This window comes from Leptolyngbya sp. CALU 1928, assembly GCF_056784215.1.
Genome location: NZ_JBXBCE010000001.1, coordinates 2,806,725 through 2,822,280 on the forward strand (window position 1 = coordinate 2,806,725; position 15,556 = coordinate 2,822,280).

General features: G+C 49.0%; 13 protein-coding genes. 1 reads left to right on the forward strand and 12 read right to left on the reverse strand.

Annotation, left to right across the window (positions count from 1 at the left end):
- Positions 1–11: 11 nt before the first annotated feature.
- The 11 genes from AC1S5B_RS13100 to AC1S5B_RS13150 all read right to left on the reverse strand — a co-directional run bounded on the left by AC1S5B_RS13100 (position 12) and on the right by AC1S5B_RS13150 (position 13,782).
- A complete protein-coding gene (locus AC1S5B_RS13100) occupies positions 12–1,424 on the reverse strand; it encodes a UDP-glucose dehydrogenase family protein (RefSeq protein WP_482036113.1) in 1,413 nt (470 codons plus the stop codon).
- A 65-nt stretch (positions 1,425–1,489) separates the two neighbouring features.
- Positions 1,490–2,458 (reverse strand): UDP-glucuronic acid decarboxylase family protein, encoded by a 969-nt coding sequence (locus AC1S5B_RS13105; RefSeq protein WP_482036114.1) that lies wholly within the window; start codon positions 2,456–2,458, stop codon positions 1,490–1,492.
- Between the two features lie 633 nt (positions 2,459–3,091).
- Complete coding sequence (locus AC1S5B_RS13110) at positions 3,092–3,514, reverse strand: hypothetical protein (RefSeq protein ID WP_482036115.1); 423 nt, start codon at positions 3,512–3,514, stop codon at positions 3,092–3,094.
- A 30-nt stretch (positions 3,515–3,544) separates the two neighbouring features.
- Positions 3,545–4,528 carry a protein translocase subunit SecF gene (gene secF, locus AC1S5B_RS13115; protein ID WP_482036116.1) on the reverse strand — a complete coding sequence of 328 codons (984 nt, stop codon included), beginning with the start codon at positions 4,526–4,528 and terminating at the stop codon, positions 3,545–3,547.
- A complete protein-coding gene (gene secD / locus AC1S5B_RS13120; RefSeq protein ID WP_482036117.1) occupies positions 4,525–5,949 on the reverse strand; it encodes a protein translocase subunit SecD in 1,425 nt (474 codons plus the stop codon). The genes secF and secD overlap by 4 nt, the downstream gene beginning before the upstream one ends.
- A 153-nt stretch (positions 5,950–6,102) precedes the next feature.
- On the reverse strand, positions 6,103–7,488 hold the full coding sequence (locus AC1S5B_RS13125) for a tetratricopeptide repeat protein (RefSeq protein WP_482036118.1): 1,386 nt from the start codon (positions 7,486–7,488) through the stop codon (positions 6,103–6,105).
- Positions 7,489–7,592: 104 nt separating this feature from the next.
- Complete coding sequence (locus AC1S5B_RS13130) at positions 7,593–8,777, reverse strand: homocysteine biosynthesis protein (RefSeq protein WP_482036119.1); 1,185 nt, start codon at positions 8,775–8,777, stop codon at positions 7,593–7,595.
- Positions 8,778–8,894: 117 nt separating this feature from the next.
- Positions 8,895–10,073 (reverse strand): transaldolase, encoded by a 1,179-nt coding sequence (locus tag AC1S5B_RS13135; protein ID WP_482036120.1) that lies wholly within the window; start codon positions 10,071–10,073, stop codon positions 8,895–8,897.
- 104 nt (positions 10,074–10,177) lie between these two features.
- A complete protein-coding gene (gene gap, locus AC1S5B_RS13140) occupies positions 10,178–11,200 on the reverse strand; it encodes a type I glyceraldehyde-3-phosphate dehydrogenase (protein WP_482036121.1) in 1,023 nt (340 codons plus the stop codon).
- A 72-nt stretch (positions 11,201–11,272) separates the two neighbouring features.
- Positions 11,273–12,907 carry an alpha-D-glucose phosphate-specific phosphoglucomutase gene (locus AC1S5B_RS13145; protein ID WP_482036122.1) on the reverse strand — a complete coding sequence of 545 codons (1,635 nt, stop codon included), beginning with the start codon at positions 12,905–12,907 and terminating at the stop codon, positions 11,273–11,275.
- A complete protein-coding gene (locus AC1S5B_RS13150; RefSeq protein WP_482036123.1) occupies positions 12,904–13,782 on the reverse strand; it encodes a polyphosphate kinase 2 family protein in 879 nt (292 codons plus the stop codon). Before AC1S5B_RS13150 ends, AC1S5B_RS13145 begins: the two co-directional genes overlap by 4 nt.
- A 274-nt stretch (positions 13,783–14,056) precedes the next feature.
- Here AC1S5B_RS13150 and AC1S5B_RS13155 point away from each other — a divergent pair, with 274 nt between their 5' ends.
- Positions 14,057–14,467: a type III secretion system chaperone family protein gene (locus AC1S5B_RS13155; RefSeq protein WP_482036124.1), complete on the forward strand. Its 411-nt coding sequence runs from the start codon at positions 14,057–14,059 to the stop codon at positions 14,465–14,467.
- A gap of 39 nt (positions 14,468–14,506) precedes the next feature.
- Here the strand turns inward: AC1S5B_RS13155 and AC1S5B_RS13160 are convergent, their stop codons facing one another.
- Positions 14,507–15,487, reverse strand: a complete 981-nt coding sequence (locus AC1S5B_RS13160; RefSeq protein ID WP_482036125.1) for a glycosyltransferase family 2 protein — start codon at positions 15,485–15,487, stop codon at positions 14,507–14,509.
- Positions 15,488–15,556 lie beyond the last annotated feature (69 nt).

The following is a 15,556-nucleotide window of genomic DNA, read 5'->3' on the forward strand; positions in this document are numbered from 1 at the left end:
CAAGCCTTTCGCTATCGCCCAATCCCCACATAGCGGAACCCAGCCGTTTCTAAGGTTTGCTGGTGTAGAAAGTTTCGTCCATCAATGATCACGGGGCTGTGCATTAAAGATGCTAGGTGAGCATAGTCCAAAGTCTGAAATTCTTGCCAGTCTGTGACTAATACAAGCGCATCGCAGCCATCGGCTAATCGTTCTGGATCGGTTTCCACAATCACATCTGACAATCCACTTCGTAATCCATTCTGGGCGATGATCGGATCGTAAGCTTTTACCTTAGTGCCCAAACGGGTAAGCTGTTCAATAATGTGCAGGGCAGGGGCATCCCGCAGGTCATCTGTATTTGGTTTAAAGGTTAAGCCGAGCAGCCCAACGGTCTTACCCTTAAGGATTTTGAGTACCTGTTGAAGCTTTTCTACTACTACTAAACGCTGACGCTGGTTAACGCTGACTGCCGCCTTCATCAGTTGCGCTTCATACCCGTAATCATCTGCTGTGTGGATGAGGGCAGAGACATCTTTGGGAAAACAGGAACCACCCCAGCCAATTCCTGCCTGCAAAAACTTGTTGCCGATGCGCGAGTCTAAGCCTATGCCCTTAGAGACTTCTACCACGTCTGCCCCAACGCGATCGCAAATATTGGCAACTTCATTAATAAAGCTAATCTTAGTTGCTAAGAAAGCATTAGCAGCATACTTAATCATCTCTGCCGAACTCAAATCTGTCACCACGATAGGCACTGGTGGCAAGGTTTGATCTGCGGCAAAGTGGCGATTCACAATGGGAGCATACAGTTCCTGCATCAGCGCGATCGCCTTAGAACTGCTGCTACCCAGCACAATTCGATCCGGGTTGAAAGTATCGTAAACCGCTGAACCTTCTCTTAGAAACTCAGGATTGCTAACCACATCAAATTCCGGCTCTTTCGCAAAGTTAGCCGCAGTTGCCACCACGTCAATCCCACCTGCACCCACCATCACAGGCGCTTCCGACTCAGCCTTTCGCTTCGCAGAACCATCTAGCACCAGCATTCGCACCCAGTCTCCCGACCCGATCGGCACCGTAGATTTATTTACAATTACTTTGTACTCACCATTCAAATGGGACCCAATCCCATGCGCCACTGCCTCCACATAACGAGTATCACTTTCCCCACTCGGTAACGCCGGAGTCCCAACAGCAATAAACAAAACTTGCCCATGCTCTACCCCTGCCTTCAAATCCGTAGTAAACTCAATCGTCTTATTCTCAATACACGATTGTAGAATTTCCGAAAGTCCCGGCTCAAAGATAGGGGACTGCCCAGATTTCATCAGCTTGACTTTCTCTTCGTTGTTATCTATACAAATAACGCGATGACCTGTACGAGCCAAACAAGCTCCCGTAACCAAACCTACATATCCCGTACCAATCACACATACACGCATGAGGCTTTCCCTAAAAGACGCTACAAAATTAAGCAAGATCAACCATGGTCAAAAAATCGGCACCGTTAATCGACACCGACATAATCAACAGGATGCGGAAAGCCAGAGATACCTAAGCGGGCGCGAAAGTCTTCAATGGTGTACTTTAGCCCGTCAAATAAAGGGACAGCAGGTTGCCAACTCAGCAATATCTGAGCCTTAGCAATGTCAGGTTTACGTCGGCGCGGGTCATCTTGAGGCAATGGCTCAAATCGAATATCGATGTCTGGGTTGACCCTTTTTTGAATCATCTGAGCTAATTCAAGAATGGTATATTCCTCAGGATTACCAAGATTGATCGGTCCTGTATGACTACCATTCATCAACCGAATTAGACCATCAACCAGATCAGAAACATAACAAAAGCTACGAGTCTGCGACCCTGCGCCATAGACCGTTAATGGAGTTCCCTTAAATGCCTGCACTATAAAATTACTCACCACGCGACCATCGTTTTCGAGCATACGAGGACCGTAGGTGTTAAAAATTCGGGCGATCCGCACCTCAACATCATTCTGGCGATGATAATCAAACGCCAACGTCTCAGCAACCCGCTTGCCTTCGTCATAGCAACTCCGAATCCCAATGGTATTGACATTGCCCCAATACTCTTCTGTCTGAGGATGCACCTCTGGATCGCCATAAACTTCAGAGGTAGAGGCTAATAGGAGCCTCGCTTTGACCCGCTTTGCCAGTCCCAGCATATTTAATGTGCCGATCACATTGGTCTTAATCGTTTTAACTGGATTGTACTGATAGTGTAAGGGCGATGCAGGACAAGCCAGATGATAGATCTGATCAACCTCCAAGCGAATGGGTTCTGTAATATCATGGCGAATTAGCTCGAAGTAAGGATGCCCGACCCACCTTAGTACATTATGCTTTCGCCCAGTGTAAAAATTATCTAGACAGATCAATTCGTGCCCCTCTGTCATCAAACGATCAATTAGATGGGAGCCAATAAAACCCGCACCACCTGTTACTAGAATTCTCATAGTTTTATCAATGACCTCATATAAAGTAGGCTCGTAGGCATTACGGGGAGGTGGAGCGAGAAGGAGCAAATTATCTTACCTAATTTAAGGTATTTACATACTTAACTCACCAAAAATGAAAGATTTTGACAGTTTTAGTAAGTTTGAACTGTTAAATCAAGCATTCAAAATTCCCTCTGACATTCAATTAATCGGTTAAGGCTTTGCTGCTGTAAAGACCTCTGAATCTATCAATGTTTTGACTTTATGGTTGATCCATTTTGACTAGAGACAAGCGAAAATTTTCAACGTTTTGATGACTTGGTGGGTGAATTACTGCGATCGCCAAAAGTAGAGGTCAAGAAAGTAGACCCGATTCAATCCTCTAAACGACCCAAGCAAAACCATAAGGGGACTGCCGATTAAGCCCCCCTTATTTCCAGAATTTATCTGGTATGGCTTTAGACCTTTATATTAGGACGTATAGCAGAGAAAAATATTACATAGCCCCAATACTTGTCCCTGATAGTGAAGACCTACGCCAACAAGCGATCGCAGCCAATTGGCACTGGCAAGGCTGTTCTGCCGCACCAGTCTCCATCCCCACAAACTCGCTGAACCCCGCAGGCAAGACTGGCGATCGCATATTTCCTTTCACCTATCGTCCTTTAAACAAACCCACTTCCACAACGGGTGACTGCTGCCCTGTTTACGAATCCGCAGCACTTGTTGTTCTAAGCGAAGGCGTTCCCCTTTGGGCAGATTAAACAGACAATTTCGCAGTTGCCAAACCAAAATGGCTAGGGTGATGCCAATGCATAGAAATAGCCCAAAGGCAGGTAAGCGGTGGAATACTAGCCCATATCGCAGGGAAGCCCAAGTGAAGTTTTCCATTGCCAAGGAAATTGGATAGCGCAATCCCCAAAGGCTCAGGGTTCCGATTGTCATCCATAGAATACTGGCAACTAGCCAACGTCCATAGACGGTTAGTTGATGCAGGCGATCGACTTGCGCCAGAAACAGTGGATCTTGATTGGCTTCTGCGGGAGGAGAAAGCGATTCGTTTGACTGACTCATAACAGCAACGAAAAGTGATATACAAGCCGATTACGAGGATGCTTCATCGGAGGCAGCAACGTCTAGGCTGGGGCTGGATGGGAACGCTTGTCCCGTTTTTTCACGCCACAGGGCTAATAGGGTGCTGGCAATAAAGATACTAGAGTAAGCGCCCATGGTGAAGCCGATGATTAGGGCAAGGGCAAAGTTTTTGAGGGTTTCGCCGCCAAAAAAGAAGATGGAAAAGAGGGTGAGCAATACGGTCAGGGTTGTGTTGATGGAGCGTGATAAGGTTTGGTTCACGGCAGCATCCACAATATCGTTAATGTGGCGATCGGGATTTAGAACAATCGTTTCTCGAATGCGATCGTAAATGACCACGGTATCGTTGACAGAGAACCCCACAATCGTTAGCAGTGCCACAATAAACAACGAATCTGCCTCCGTGCCCGCTACTAATCCCAAGATTGAAAACATACCCGTGGTGATTAAGACATCATGAAACAGCGCCACGATCGCAAAAACGGCATAATCCAACTGAAATCGCAGAGTCATGTAAACCGTAATCCCAGCAAAGGAGACAAGCAGCGCCAGTAAGCCTGATGTAAACAACTGCTGCCCCACTACAGGACCGACGGTATCAATTTGAGTTTTAGCGGGATCAAAGTCTCCAATTTTTTGGCTGAGAGCAGTTTGCAGCTTGGTGCGTTCTTCGCCGCTGAGAGGTGCTGTGCGAATGGTGACCCCAACGGGTTTTCCAGTGCGATCGGTGATTGCCTGAATGCTGCTGTTTGCCTGTCCTTGTGTTGCCAAAATTTCCCGGACAACCGCCACATCCACCGGCTGATCGCAGGCTCCCGGTTTTGTGCAATCGAGTTCAAATTGCAGGCGTGTCCCTCCAACAAAATCGAGGCTAGGGCGTAGAGGCGCACCGAATTGCTGCCAGGAGATCAACATGGCGGCTAATCCTGCCAAAATTAGCGCTGAAGAGAGCGCCCACCAGAGGTTTCGTTGACGAATAACTTGTAGTTTCATGAGCTAGGCTGTGCCTCCGATCGCGTCGTGGCTGGCAAATTGGGACAAAAGTATTCAGGCTTACGCAGGCTAGGAAACCCAAGCACGTATAGCATTAAAGTCCGGCTACAGGTAATGGCGGTAAACATACTAATCATGACTCCTAATGCCAGCGTTAGGGCAAATCCTTTGACTAAGCCCGCCCCTAACCAAAACAACGCGCCGCAAGCAATCAATGTCGTCACGTTGCTGTCTAGAATGCTGGAAAAAGCGCGATAAAACCCAGACTCAACTGAGCGGTAGAGCGTTTTACCCACTTTCAGTTCCTCACGGGTTCGTTCAAAAATCAAGATGTTGGCATCGACCGCCATGCCGATGCTGAGAATAAAGCCAGCAATTCCCGGCAGAGTCAGCGTCACGCCTAGCAGGTTAAATGCTGCCAACGTCAGAATGGTGTAAATGACCAAGGAGGTGTCGGCGATTAGCCCAGGCAGGCGATAGTAAACCACCATAAAAATCAGAACCAACGATAAACCGCCTAGCCCTGCATAGATGCTGCTTTGGATGCTGTCCCGCCCCAAGGTAGCGCCGACCGTGCGATTTTCGACCACTTCTACCGGGAAGGGTAAGGCACCACCTTTTAGCTGAATGGCTAAATCTCGTGCAGTTTCTAGGGGGAAGTTGCCTTCAATCACCGCTGAACCGCCATTAATCCCGGTTTGAGCATACTTGGCATCTACCGAGTAAGCGAAATTGGCGCTAATCGGCGCACCGTCTAGAAAAATGCCGAGGGTTCGTCCGGTTCCAGCAATGCTCTTAGTGAGTTCGGCAAACAGTTCGCCACCACGCTGATCAAACTGAAGTGCCACATCCCAAACATTTTGCGAGTTGGTTGCGCCAGGGTAAGCATCCTTGAGATTTTGACCCGACAGTTCAGTTTTTTCAAACAGTTCTGCGATCGCGGTATTAATTGCTTTCAAATCTGCCTGATTCTGTTCGATTGCGGGCGCATCAGCAGATTTTCTCAACTCGTCCCGTTTCGCCGATTTTTCGCGTAGCTGCTGCCGCTCAATCTGTAGCCGTGCTTCCGTTCCAGGCTTTTGCTTGCGAAAATCGAGTTGGGCAGTTCCACCCAATACCCGCTCTGCCTGAATCGGATCGTTTACGCCCGGAAGCTGCACAATGATTTGATTGTTTCCGGCAGTGAGTACTAAGGGTTCAGATACGCCTAAACCATTGACCCGTCCTTCAATCACACGCCGCACGGCATCTAGATCGGCTGGTTTGATTTCCTTTACTTGCTCCGTGAGTTTCACCTGAATCGTCAGTTGAGAGCCGCCGCGCAAATCTAACCCCAACTGGGTGGGAATTTTCCAAATCACCACCAGAGCGCCAATCACCAGCGCCGCAATAAAAAGCAAAATTAACCGCTGTCTTGCCATAGGTAATCCCCGCTACAGAAGCTATGATAACGCCTTCCCGACTTTCTCCCGCATCTGCTCAAGAATTACCTGCCCAGAGCAGCGAAACTTCATAATGAGCCAGATTATTTGTTTGGAGTGACTCAGTTGAAAATTCCTTAGATTTCCACAGGTCTAAAACACTACCGATTCTTCAATCATTTTGTCCGCGAATACTGGCTCATTAAAATCCTCATCGCTATCTAAATCAGGCGCAAGCACAGAAGGACTGTTAGGATCCAGCGCTAAGGTGCGTCGCCGCAACGCAGATGGAAAATCAGGGCGAATTTCTAAGGCGCGATCGTAGCTAGTGATTGCAGCTTGATAATCTCCAATGTGGCTGAGAGCAACCCCACGACTGTACCAAGCGGGATAAAAAGAGGGGTTGATTTCCAAGGCGCGATCGTAGCTAGAAACAGCGGCTTCATTTCGTCCTAAATGCCCTAAGGTTATGCCCTGCCCATACCAAGATTCATACAAGCTGGGGTTGTGTTGCACCGCTTTGTCATAGCTCATCATGGCTTCGGCATACAGTCCTAACTTGCGGAAAGCCACCCCTCGACTATGCCACGCTCTGGCAAACTTGGCATCTAGAACGATCGCTTTGTCATAGCTGGCGATCGCGGCTTCATATCGTCCTGCTTTATGAAGGGTGCTGCCCCAGTTATACCAGCCCTCTCGCAAATCAGGTTTGAGCGCTAAGGCTTGGCGATAGCTGGCGATCGCGTCATCGTATCGTCCTAGCGAATCTAGCGCATTCCCCCGGTTATACCAGGCTTCATAGAAATTGGGCTTGATTTTTAGGGCGTTGTCATAGCTGATAACCGCTTCCTCGTGCCGTTTTAGCTTGTGGAGAACGTTGCCATGGTTATAGTAGGCGGCATACCAGTCTGATTTAATCATCAGCACGCGATTGTAGCTCTCTAAGGCTTCGGGATAACGCTTGAGCCGATTCAGAATGTTGGCACGACTATACCAGGCATTGGAATAGTGAGGACGAAACTCGATCGCTTTATCGTAACTGGCGATCGAGTCCTCATATTTTTCCTGTTTGTATAGAATAATTGCTCGGTTATACCAAGATCTGGCATACTCCGGTTCCAATTTTAGAGCCTGATCAAAGCTATTGATCGCAGCTTCATGGCAGTTTGATTTATCTAGCGCATTGCCCCGGTTATACCAAGCTTGATGAAACTCGGGGCGGAGCTTAATGGCTTTGTCATAGCTGGCGATCGCGGCTTCATAACTACCCAGGCTAAACAGCGCCATACCATGAGTGTTTAAAGCTTCTGGATAATTTGGCTTTAAATCAAGTGCCTGCTCAAAGCAAGCTGCCGCCTCTGCATAACGCTGCAATTCGTACAGGGCAATGCCTTTGAAATACCAAGTTTCATGCCAACTTGGATAAAGCTGTGAGGCTCGCTCAAAGCTCATCGTTGCCTCTTCATAGGCACCCGCTTGGCTGAGTTGCAACCCCTGCTGAAGAAAAAATTCGGCTTCTGACCTTAAACTACGAGACATGGCGTTGATTAAAGATTCCCACTCGCTTTACCCCAGCGTACTACTCAAAAAGAGGTGAGGGCGATCAAGAATATTGCACATCGCCTTAGAGCCTTAAACATATTTTAATCGATCGCGAGTTGGGAACCGCCCCAAACATCTTGAGGAAGCAGGGTGCGATCGCTCGGCAGAGGGGCGACTGGCTCAGTTAATTGAAAGTCTCCTGATTCTATCCATTGCTTTAACTCTAATGCAACGCGTCGCGATAGATAAACACTGGCAAGCGGAGCGACCCGCACTGGTTTCCCTTCAATGGTAATCCGCCCCGACTTAAGCTGAGCATAGCTGACTAAGCCAAATGTTGGGCGGACTCGTCTAGGAATAGAAAAATCCACAATGGGCGCAACCAACTCGCGATCTTGCACCGCGCAACGGGCAACCACGGCTTCGTTCAACATCGGCAGGGCAATCCCAACGCCCAGCATGAGGGAGGGCCCATAACTCTTAAAATAACAGCCTCGTACCCAGCGAGGATTCATCTGTTTTGCATCTCCAATCAGCGCCAGAGTCGCAGCAGGACCGATCGGGGTGCGATTGGGTAAACGCTTTTGCAATGGGAAATGCTGGGTGCCTTCCCAGGCGATATAGCCAATGCCGCCGCCCAAAAAAATTCGACTGCCAATGCCAACCACTTGCAAATCGGGGTCATTCAGCAAGGGTGAAATCGAACCAGGGCTTGAATAAACTGCATTGCCTAAACGAGGTTGCAAGGGTCCTAAATAGGTAAACAACGGGCGATCGCCCCCATTCACCCCCACGATAAAATTTTGATAAAGATTGCGGGGATTGAACAAATAAAATTGATTAATCGTGTCGCGGGTAATCGTCGTTTCAAAGGAAGCGCGAGGATAACAATCCGTCACCTGACCGATCGCTCTCAAACTTACCCGTTTTCCAGCAATCAAATCTGCGATCACAGAACCGCCGCCCCGCTCTCGCATTTCCTCGCCTTCAACCGACTCACTCACCTGAGTTGCACCTAAGTACAGATCTACTGCCCCAAATCCCGAATAGGCAGGCACTCCATCAATCCAGCACTGCCGAATTTTAATGGGTGGATCGGTGTGTCCCAGGTTGATGATTGCCCCAGAAGACTCCATTGGCTCAAACGTGCCCGTAGTGACGACATCAACCTCTTTTGCCGTCTGCGTCACGCCCACTTCTGCAACCCGTGCTTTCAATTCTTCCGCCGTCCATACCACCACAGATTTATGGTTGATTTTGTCGTTGATTTCGGCGATCGTCCGCATAGCACTAGGTTCTCAACGGGAAAATAGAATGTGGCTCTGCTACCTGACCATAAGCCGCAGAGCCGCAAAAGTACGTGTTGGCACTGTCTACCAAGGCATACCGCGTAATTTGAGAGTCTACGCCTGCGCGAGTTGTAAGACCGCAGTGCCTAGACCTGTACCCATTTCCTCCGGAGAAATTTTGCCGTCGTGGTCTTCATCCAACGCATCAAATACGGCATCGGAACCCAGCCATTCTTCGCGAGTGATGAAGCCATCGCCGTCCAAGTCGTAGGCGTGGAAAATATCGTCTGCGACGTGGTGACCTGCGTTACCAGCTTCGAGTTGAGAGAGGCGAGTTTCCAGCAGTTGCTCCAAAGCTTCTAGTGCTTTGGTAAACCCTTTGATGCCTTCATCGAGTTTGTCGGTTGCCATGCGATCTTCGGCGTGCATTCTATCAAAGGCTGCCTTGTCGATCGTGAGTTTCTCAATATCCAGGGTGGCAGCTTTGGCGGGGTCTAACCGACGGGGTAATTCGGCTTCGGTAGAATCCAGTTCTGCTAACAGTTTTGGGGAAATGGTCAGCAGATCGCAACCTGCTAGTTCCGTAATTTCGCCAACGCTGCGAAAGCTAGCGCCCATGACTTCGGTGTCATAGCCAAACTTTTTGTAGTAGTTATAGATTTGAGTCACAGATTGCACACCGGGATCTTCGGTCGCGGAGTATTCTTTACCGGTTTCTTTGACGTGCCAGTCGAGAATGCGACCCACGAAAGGTGAGATGAGAGTGGCTCCGGCTTCGGCACAGGCGATCGCCTGATGCAGCCCAAACAATAGCGTCAGGTTACAGTGAATCCCTTCTTTCTCCAATACTTCTGCGGCTTTAATCCCTTCCCAAGTGGAGGCGATTTTGATCAAAATGCGATCGCGGGAAACCCCTGCTGCCTCATATTCCGCAATCAGGTAACGACCTTTAGCAACTGTGGCTTCGGTGTCATAGGACAACCGCGCATCTACTTCTGTGGAAACCCGCTGGGGCACGATTTCCAAAATCTTTTTGCCAAATTCCACCGCAAGGCGATCGAACGCCAGCAAAACCACATCTGCATTGCTGGCATTCGCACCAGAATCCTTTCTTGCCTTCAGCAGTGTTTCATCCACAATGCTTTGATACTCAGGCATCTGAGCCGCTGCTGTGATCAGTGAAGGATTGGTGGTTGCGTCGCGCGGCTTGAATTTTTCGATCGCTTGAATATCGCCAGTGTCAGCAACGACCACCGTCATATCTCTCAGTTGTTCTAGTAAAGTCTTCGCCATGTGAATACTCCTTCAAAAGCTAGTGAACAAGAGTTGCCAAAGTCTGTTGATCGTTCGTGCGGAATGACTGGATGCGCTAGGAGAATCTGTCGCCCGTAGAAATCCTATACCAGTCCTTCTTTTTTCGCCATGTCTACCATCAGGTCAACGATTCGGCAGGAATAGCCCCACTCATTGTCATACCAGGCAACCACTTTGAAAAAGTTGGAATTGAGTTCAATACTTGCTTTGGCATCAAAAATGCTTGAGCGGGGATCGCTGCGGAAGTCCATGGAAACGACTTCTTCATCGGTGTAGCCCAAAATCCCCTTCATCTCACCATCGGCAGCGGCTTTCATCGCGGCACAAATGTCTTTAAGGCTGGTAGCTGTAGCAGTTTTGAAGGTTAGATCAACGACCGAGACATCCGGGGTGCCGACCCGGAATGCCATGCCCGTGAGTTTGCCTTTCAGATCGGGCAAGACCAAGGCGACGGCTTTGGCGGCACCTGTGGAAGAGGGAATGATGTTTTGAGAGGCACCGCGTCCACCGCGCCAGTCTTTTTGACTAGGACCATCCACGGTGGGCTGGGTAGCAGTCATGGCGTGAACCGTTGTCATTAAGCCTTCAGTGATGCCAAAGTTTTGATGGAGGACTTTGGCGATCGGGGCGAGGCAGTTGGTGGTGCAACTGGCATTGGAGACTACTACATCAGTTGCGGGATCGTACTCGTCGTCATTCACGCCTAGCACCAAGGTTTTCACGCGATCGGGATCTTTGGTGGGCGCAGAAATAATTACCCGTTTTGCTCCGGCTCTGAGATGGTTTTCGGCTCCGGCAAAATCGGTGAAGTGTCCCGTGGACTCGACCACATAATCGGCACCCAATTTACCCCAGGGCAAATTGCTGGGATCGCGCTCTGCCAGACAGGGAATCAAGCGTCCGTTGATCACGATACCGTCTTCTTGGGCTTCAACAGTGCCTTTGAAAGTGCCGTGAGTAGAGTCATATTTGAATAGATAGGCGAGATTGTCGGCGGGAACGAGATCATTGATCCCCACGATTTCCACTTCAGGATGATCAGTGGCAATCCGGGTCACGAGTCGTCCGATACGACCGAATCCATTGATCCCAACTCTGACAGGCATAAAAATATCTCCGTTAAATGGTGAGAGGTGAGGGGTGAGAGGCAAGAGGAAAACTCAAAACTCAAAACTCTATTAGGTGATAACGGTGGGCTGCTCCATTTGGGTAGTGGTGCGGATTTGGGCGATGTCTTCCGCGATCGCAATTAATTCGCCCAGAGCTTTTTGGGTATCTTGATTTTGCTGATCCGAGTTGGATTCATAGCTCTCAAAGTAGGCGCGCAGGGTAGCTCCTTGGGTGCCCGTGCCAGAAAGTCTCAGCACGATGCGGGAGCCGTCGGTGAAGCCAATGCGAATGCCCTGGTTTTGGCTAACGCTGCCATCGACGGGATCGGTGTAGGCAAAGTCATCGCCATAGTCCACTTCGTAGGAGCCGTATTTTGTGCCTTTGAGGGTGGGTACGAGGGCGCGGAGGCGATCGACCATGGCATGGGCGCGATCGCTATCTACGTTTTCGTAGTCATGGCGGGAGTAGTAGTTGCGTCCATAGGTTTGCCAGTGATCATGCACAATCTCTTCAACGGATTGTTTGCGAGCGGCAACAATGTCTAGCCAGAACAGCACTGCCCACAAGCCATCTTTTTCACGAATATGATTGGAACCGGTGCCAAAGCTTTCTTCGCCGCAGAGGGTGACTTTATCGGCATCCATCAGGTTGCCAAAAAACTTCCAGCCCGTGGGAGTTTCATAACAATCAATGCCGAGCTTGGCGGCAACGCGATCGCAGGCTTGGCTGGTGGGCATGGAACGGGCAACTCCCGCAATGCCGTCTTTGTAACCCGGAACTAGAGTGGCATTGGCGGTCAGAATAGCGAGGCTATCGCTGGGAGTCACGAAGAAGTTGCGCCCCAAAATCATGTTGCGATCGCCATCGCCATCGGAAGCCGCGCCAAAATCGGGACCATCTTCTTTAAACAAAATCTCGACTAAATCGTGGGCATACACCAGGTTGGGATCGGGATGTCCGCCGCCAAAGTCTTCTAAGGGAGTGCCGCCAATCACTGTGCCTGCGCTGGCACCCAACCGCTGCTCAAACATGGCGTGAGCATAGGGACCGGTGACCGCGTGCATGGAATCGATGCAGAGACGAAAGTGGTCGGAGGTGAGCAAATGATGGATGCGATCGAAATCAAACAGCGACTCCATCAACGCTTGATAATCCGCCACGGAATCAATCACTTCCACGGTCATTCCGCCCAGTTTCGACTCACCCACCGTGTCAATATCCACATCGGGTGCATCCAAAATTTTGTAAGTGTCAATTGCCTTACTCCGGGCAAACATCGCCTCAGTAACTTTTTCGGGAGCGGGTCCGCCGTTTGCCGTGTTGAACTTCACGCCAAAATCGCCATCGGGTCCACCAGGGTTGTGGCTAGCAGACAGAATAATGCCGCCGTCAGTCTGATATTTGCGAATCACACAGGAGGTGGCCGGAGTCGATAAGATCCCCCGGTGCCCCACCTTGATACAGGCAAACCCATTTGCCGCTGCCATTTTGAGAATCACTTGAATGGCGTGACGGTTATAAAACCGCCCATCTCCGCCTAGGGCAAGGGTTTTGCCAGTGCAGGTGTCAAAGGCATCAAAAATCGATTGAATGAAATTTTCTAAATAGTGAGCCGTTTGAAAGACGGTTACCGCTTTCCGCAGACCCGATGTGCCAGGTTTCTGGTCGGGAAAGGGCGTAGTAGAAACAATATGAATCGTCATGCTAGTCCATCCTCATTTTCAAGCAGTTCCTTCGCCTTTAAAAGTTCTTGCCGATGAGCCTCACTCACCGTCGGATAGGTCAATTTCAAGTCCTTTAAGGTATTGCAAATAATGTCAGCCACCGCAAGCCGGGTAAACCATTTATTGTCCGCAGGGATAATATACCAGGGTGCCCAACGGGTACTGGTATGGTTAAAAACATCTTCATAGGCATTCATATAGTCGTTCCAAAACCCTCGCTCTCTGACATCGCCCAGATCGAATTTCCAGTTTTTCTCAGGTTGGTTAATCCGGTCTAAAAATCGCCGCTTCTGCTCCTCTTTAGACACATTCAAAAAAAATTTCAGCACGATGATGCCGTTGTTCACCAGATACTTCTCAAAATTATTAATTTCTTCAAACCGTCGCTTCCAGATGCCTTTCCCTTTAGACTCTGGGGGTAATTTTTGATTTGCCAGGATTTCAGGATGCACCCGTGCGACTAGCACTTCTTCGTAGTAGGAGCGGTTAAAGATACCAATCCGCCCTCGCTCTGGCAGGGCTTTTGAGCAGCGCCACAGGTAGTCGTGATCAAGCTCTTCGGCAGAAGGTGCCTTAAAACTATAAACTTGGCAGCCTTGGGGATTGACTCCTGACATGACGTGCTTGATGGTGCTGTCTTTTCCGGCAGCATCGATCGCCTGAAAGATAATCAGCAGCGCGTAACAATCATGGGCATAGAGCGTGTCTTGATACTTGGCTAACCGCTCCTTGCCTTTCTGTAACTTCCCTTGGGCTGCTTCCTCATTTTTGTAGCCCTCTGTATCAGCCGGATCAAAGTCCTTCTTTAGGGATATTTTGGAGCCAGGTGGAACCATCAAGCGATCGCGATTCATACCCAAAATTTGGTAATAGACAAATCGTCAGTAGTAATAGTAATCGCTAATGCGCCAAAACGAGAGCTATCCCCTAGTCCCCTTAATGTTTGAGTAAAGATTGAACGCGAGCAACCTCATCCTCGTTTTGCTGCGAGTCATCAAAATGTCGAACAACACAGCACCAGCCTTAATCATCATGAGCAATTCTCAAAAATACTTTGGTAAGTTACTGATAACGATGGGAATCCTAGGGAAGAAAATTTGATTTATAAACTCATAGGGCGATTAACGTATGCAGAGCATTAACCTAGACAGTGAACCATCTCATGCTTTAGTGAAATATCGTACTCACTTAGAGTTCGGTGGATATAACATCGAAGAAAAGGCGGACTCACTTGTCTGTCGTCATCCACGAAAGCCGACGTTATTTCTCAGACACATAGGTGATCGAGGAGTTTTAGTCAGCACCTATTTTATTCTTGACAAAAGCATCAAAAGAACTCTTCTTCTTGAGTTTGCAAATACTCTCAACACTGATTTTATATTTATGAAAGCCTATCTTGATCAAGAGAATGACCTAGGTTTAGATACTTTCTTTGAGGGGATTTATGATAGAACCAATTTTTCTCTTCTGCTAGAGAATATAGAGTATGATCTAAATATATTCTGGAAGAACTCACTGACCGAACACTACCTTGAATAAAAATTACAATTGCCTATGGGTAAATTCATTGACTATGACTTATGAGTTGGTTTCTGGCTCCAAAATGCGATCGTAGGTTTTGAGTAGGTAATCGGGTTTGAGGCGCGTGATCCAGTAGCCGATATAGATCAGTAGCGCTGCTAGTAGCACAATGGGGATCGCAAAGGGAAAGTAGAGGGCATGTCGCGGATTGTTGTGAAACAGACGACTCAGGCGATCGCGAAAAATCTTCAGCTTTTCTCCAAATCCGGTGGCAGTGGCATCGCGATCGCCCTGATCTTTCTGTCCAACTAACTGCTGTTGCCAGTAATAATCATGCCCAATCAGCAGGAACCGCCAGAAGAAATGAGACACTCCATCGGGCGGGGCATGGGTGGCACGAGCTTGGGGATTCAGCCAAATAATCTGTCCTTCACGGCGCAGATTTTCGCCATGCACCACGCAGTGACCGCGATAGAGCGGCAGTTCCGTTGGAATGGGATGGGCTAACAAAAACGATCGCCGAAACGCCACATTATTCAGAAAATATTGGTGGGTTTGGGTCAGTTCCGTTCTGCCGGAATATTGCGGAAAGATATACACCAGCGCCATTGCCGTACCATAAGGACCTGTGCCGCGAGTGGTGGTTTCTCCTGCCACAATTTGGATTTGCTCGTTTTGGCTGAACGTCGTCAAAATCGTTTCCAGCCAGTGCGGTTCATACACGCAGTCGGAATCCGCATAGACCACCACTTCCCCGGTTGCCAGTTGTGCGCCTAGCATTTTGGCTTTGTAGTAGCCCGTGAAGGGTGGAGCCGGATGGACGGTGATCCATGAGTAGCGATCGCACAACTGCTGCAACAACTCCAGCGGCGTATCCCCGCTATCAATCACCAGTACCTCATTTGCCTCCGTCGGCGACAGGGTTTGATCCACCAACGATGCCAACGAATTTACCAACCCATTCAGGTCAGCATTTGCCAAATTTTCCGTTTCCAAAATGATGGAAAAACTGGGGGAAGACGCGATCGGTTGAAGCATAACAAAGGGATTAAGTTCAGAGGTTTATGATTTCTTCGTTGATTTGTAGATTCCTGTAGGGGCGCGGCA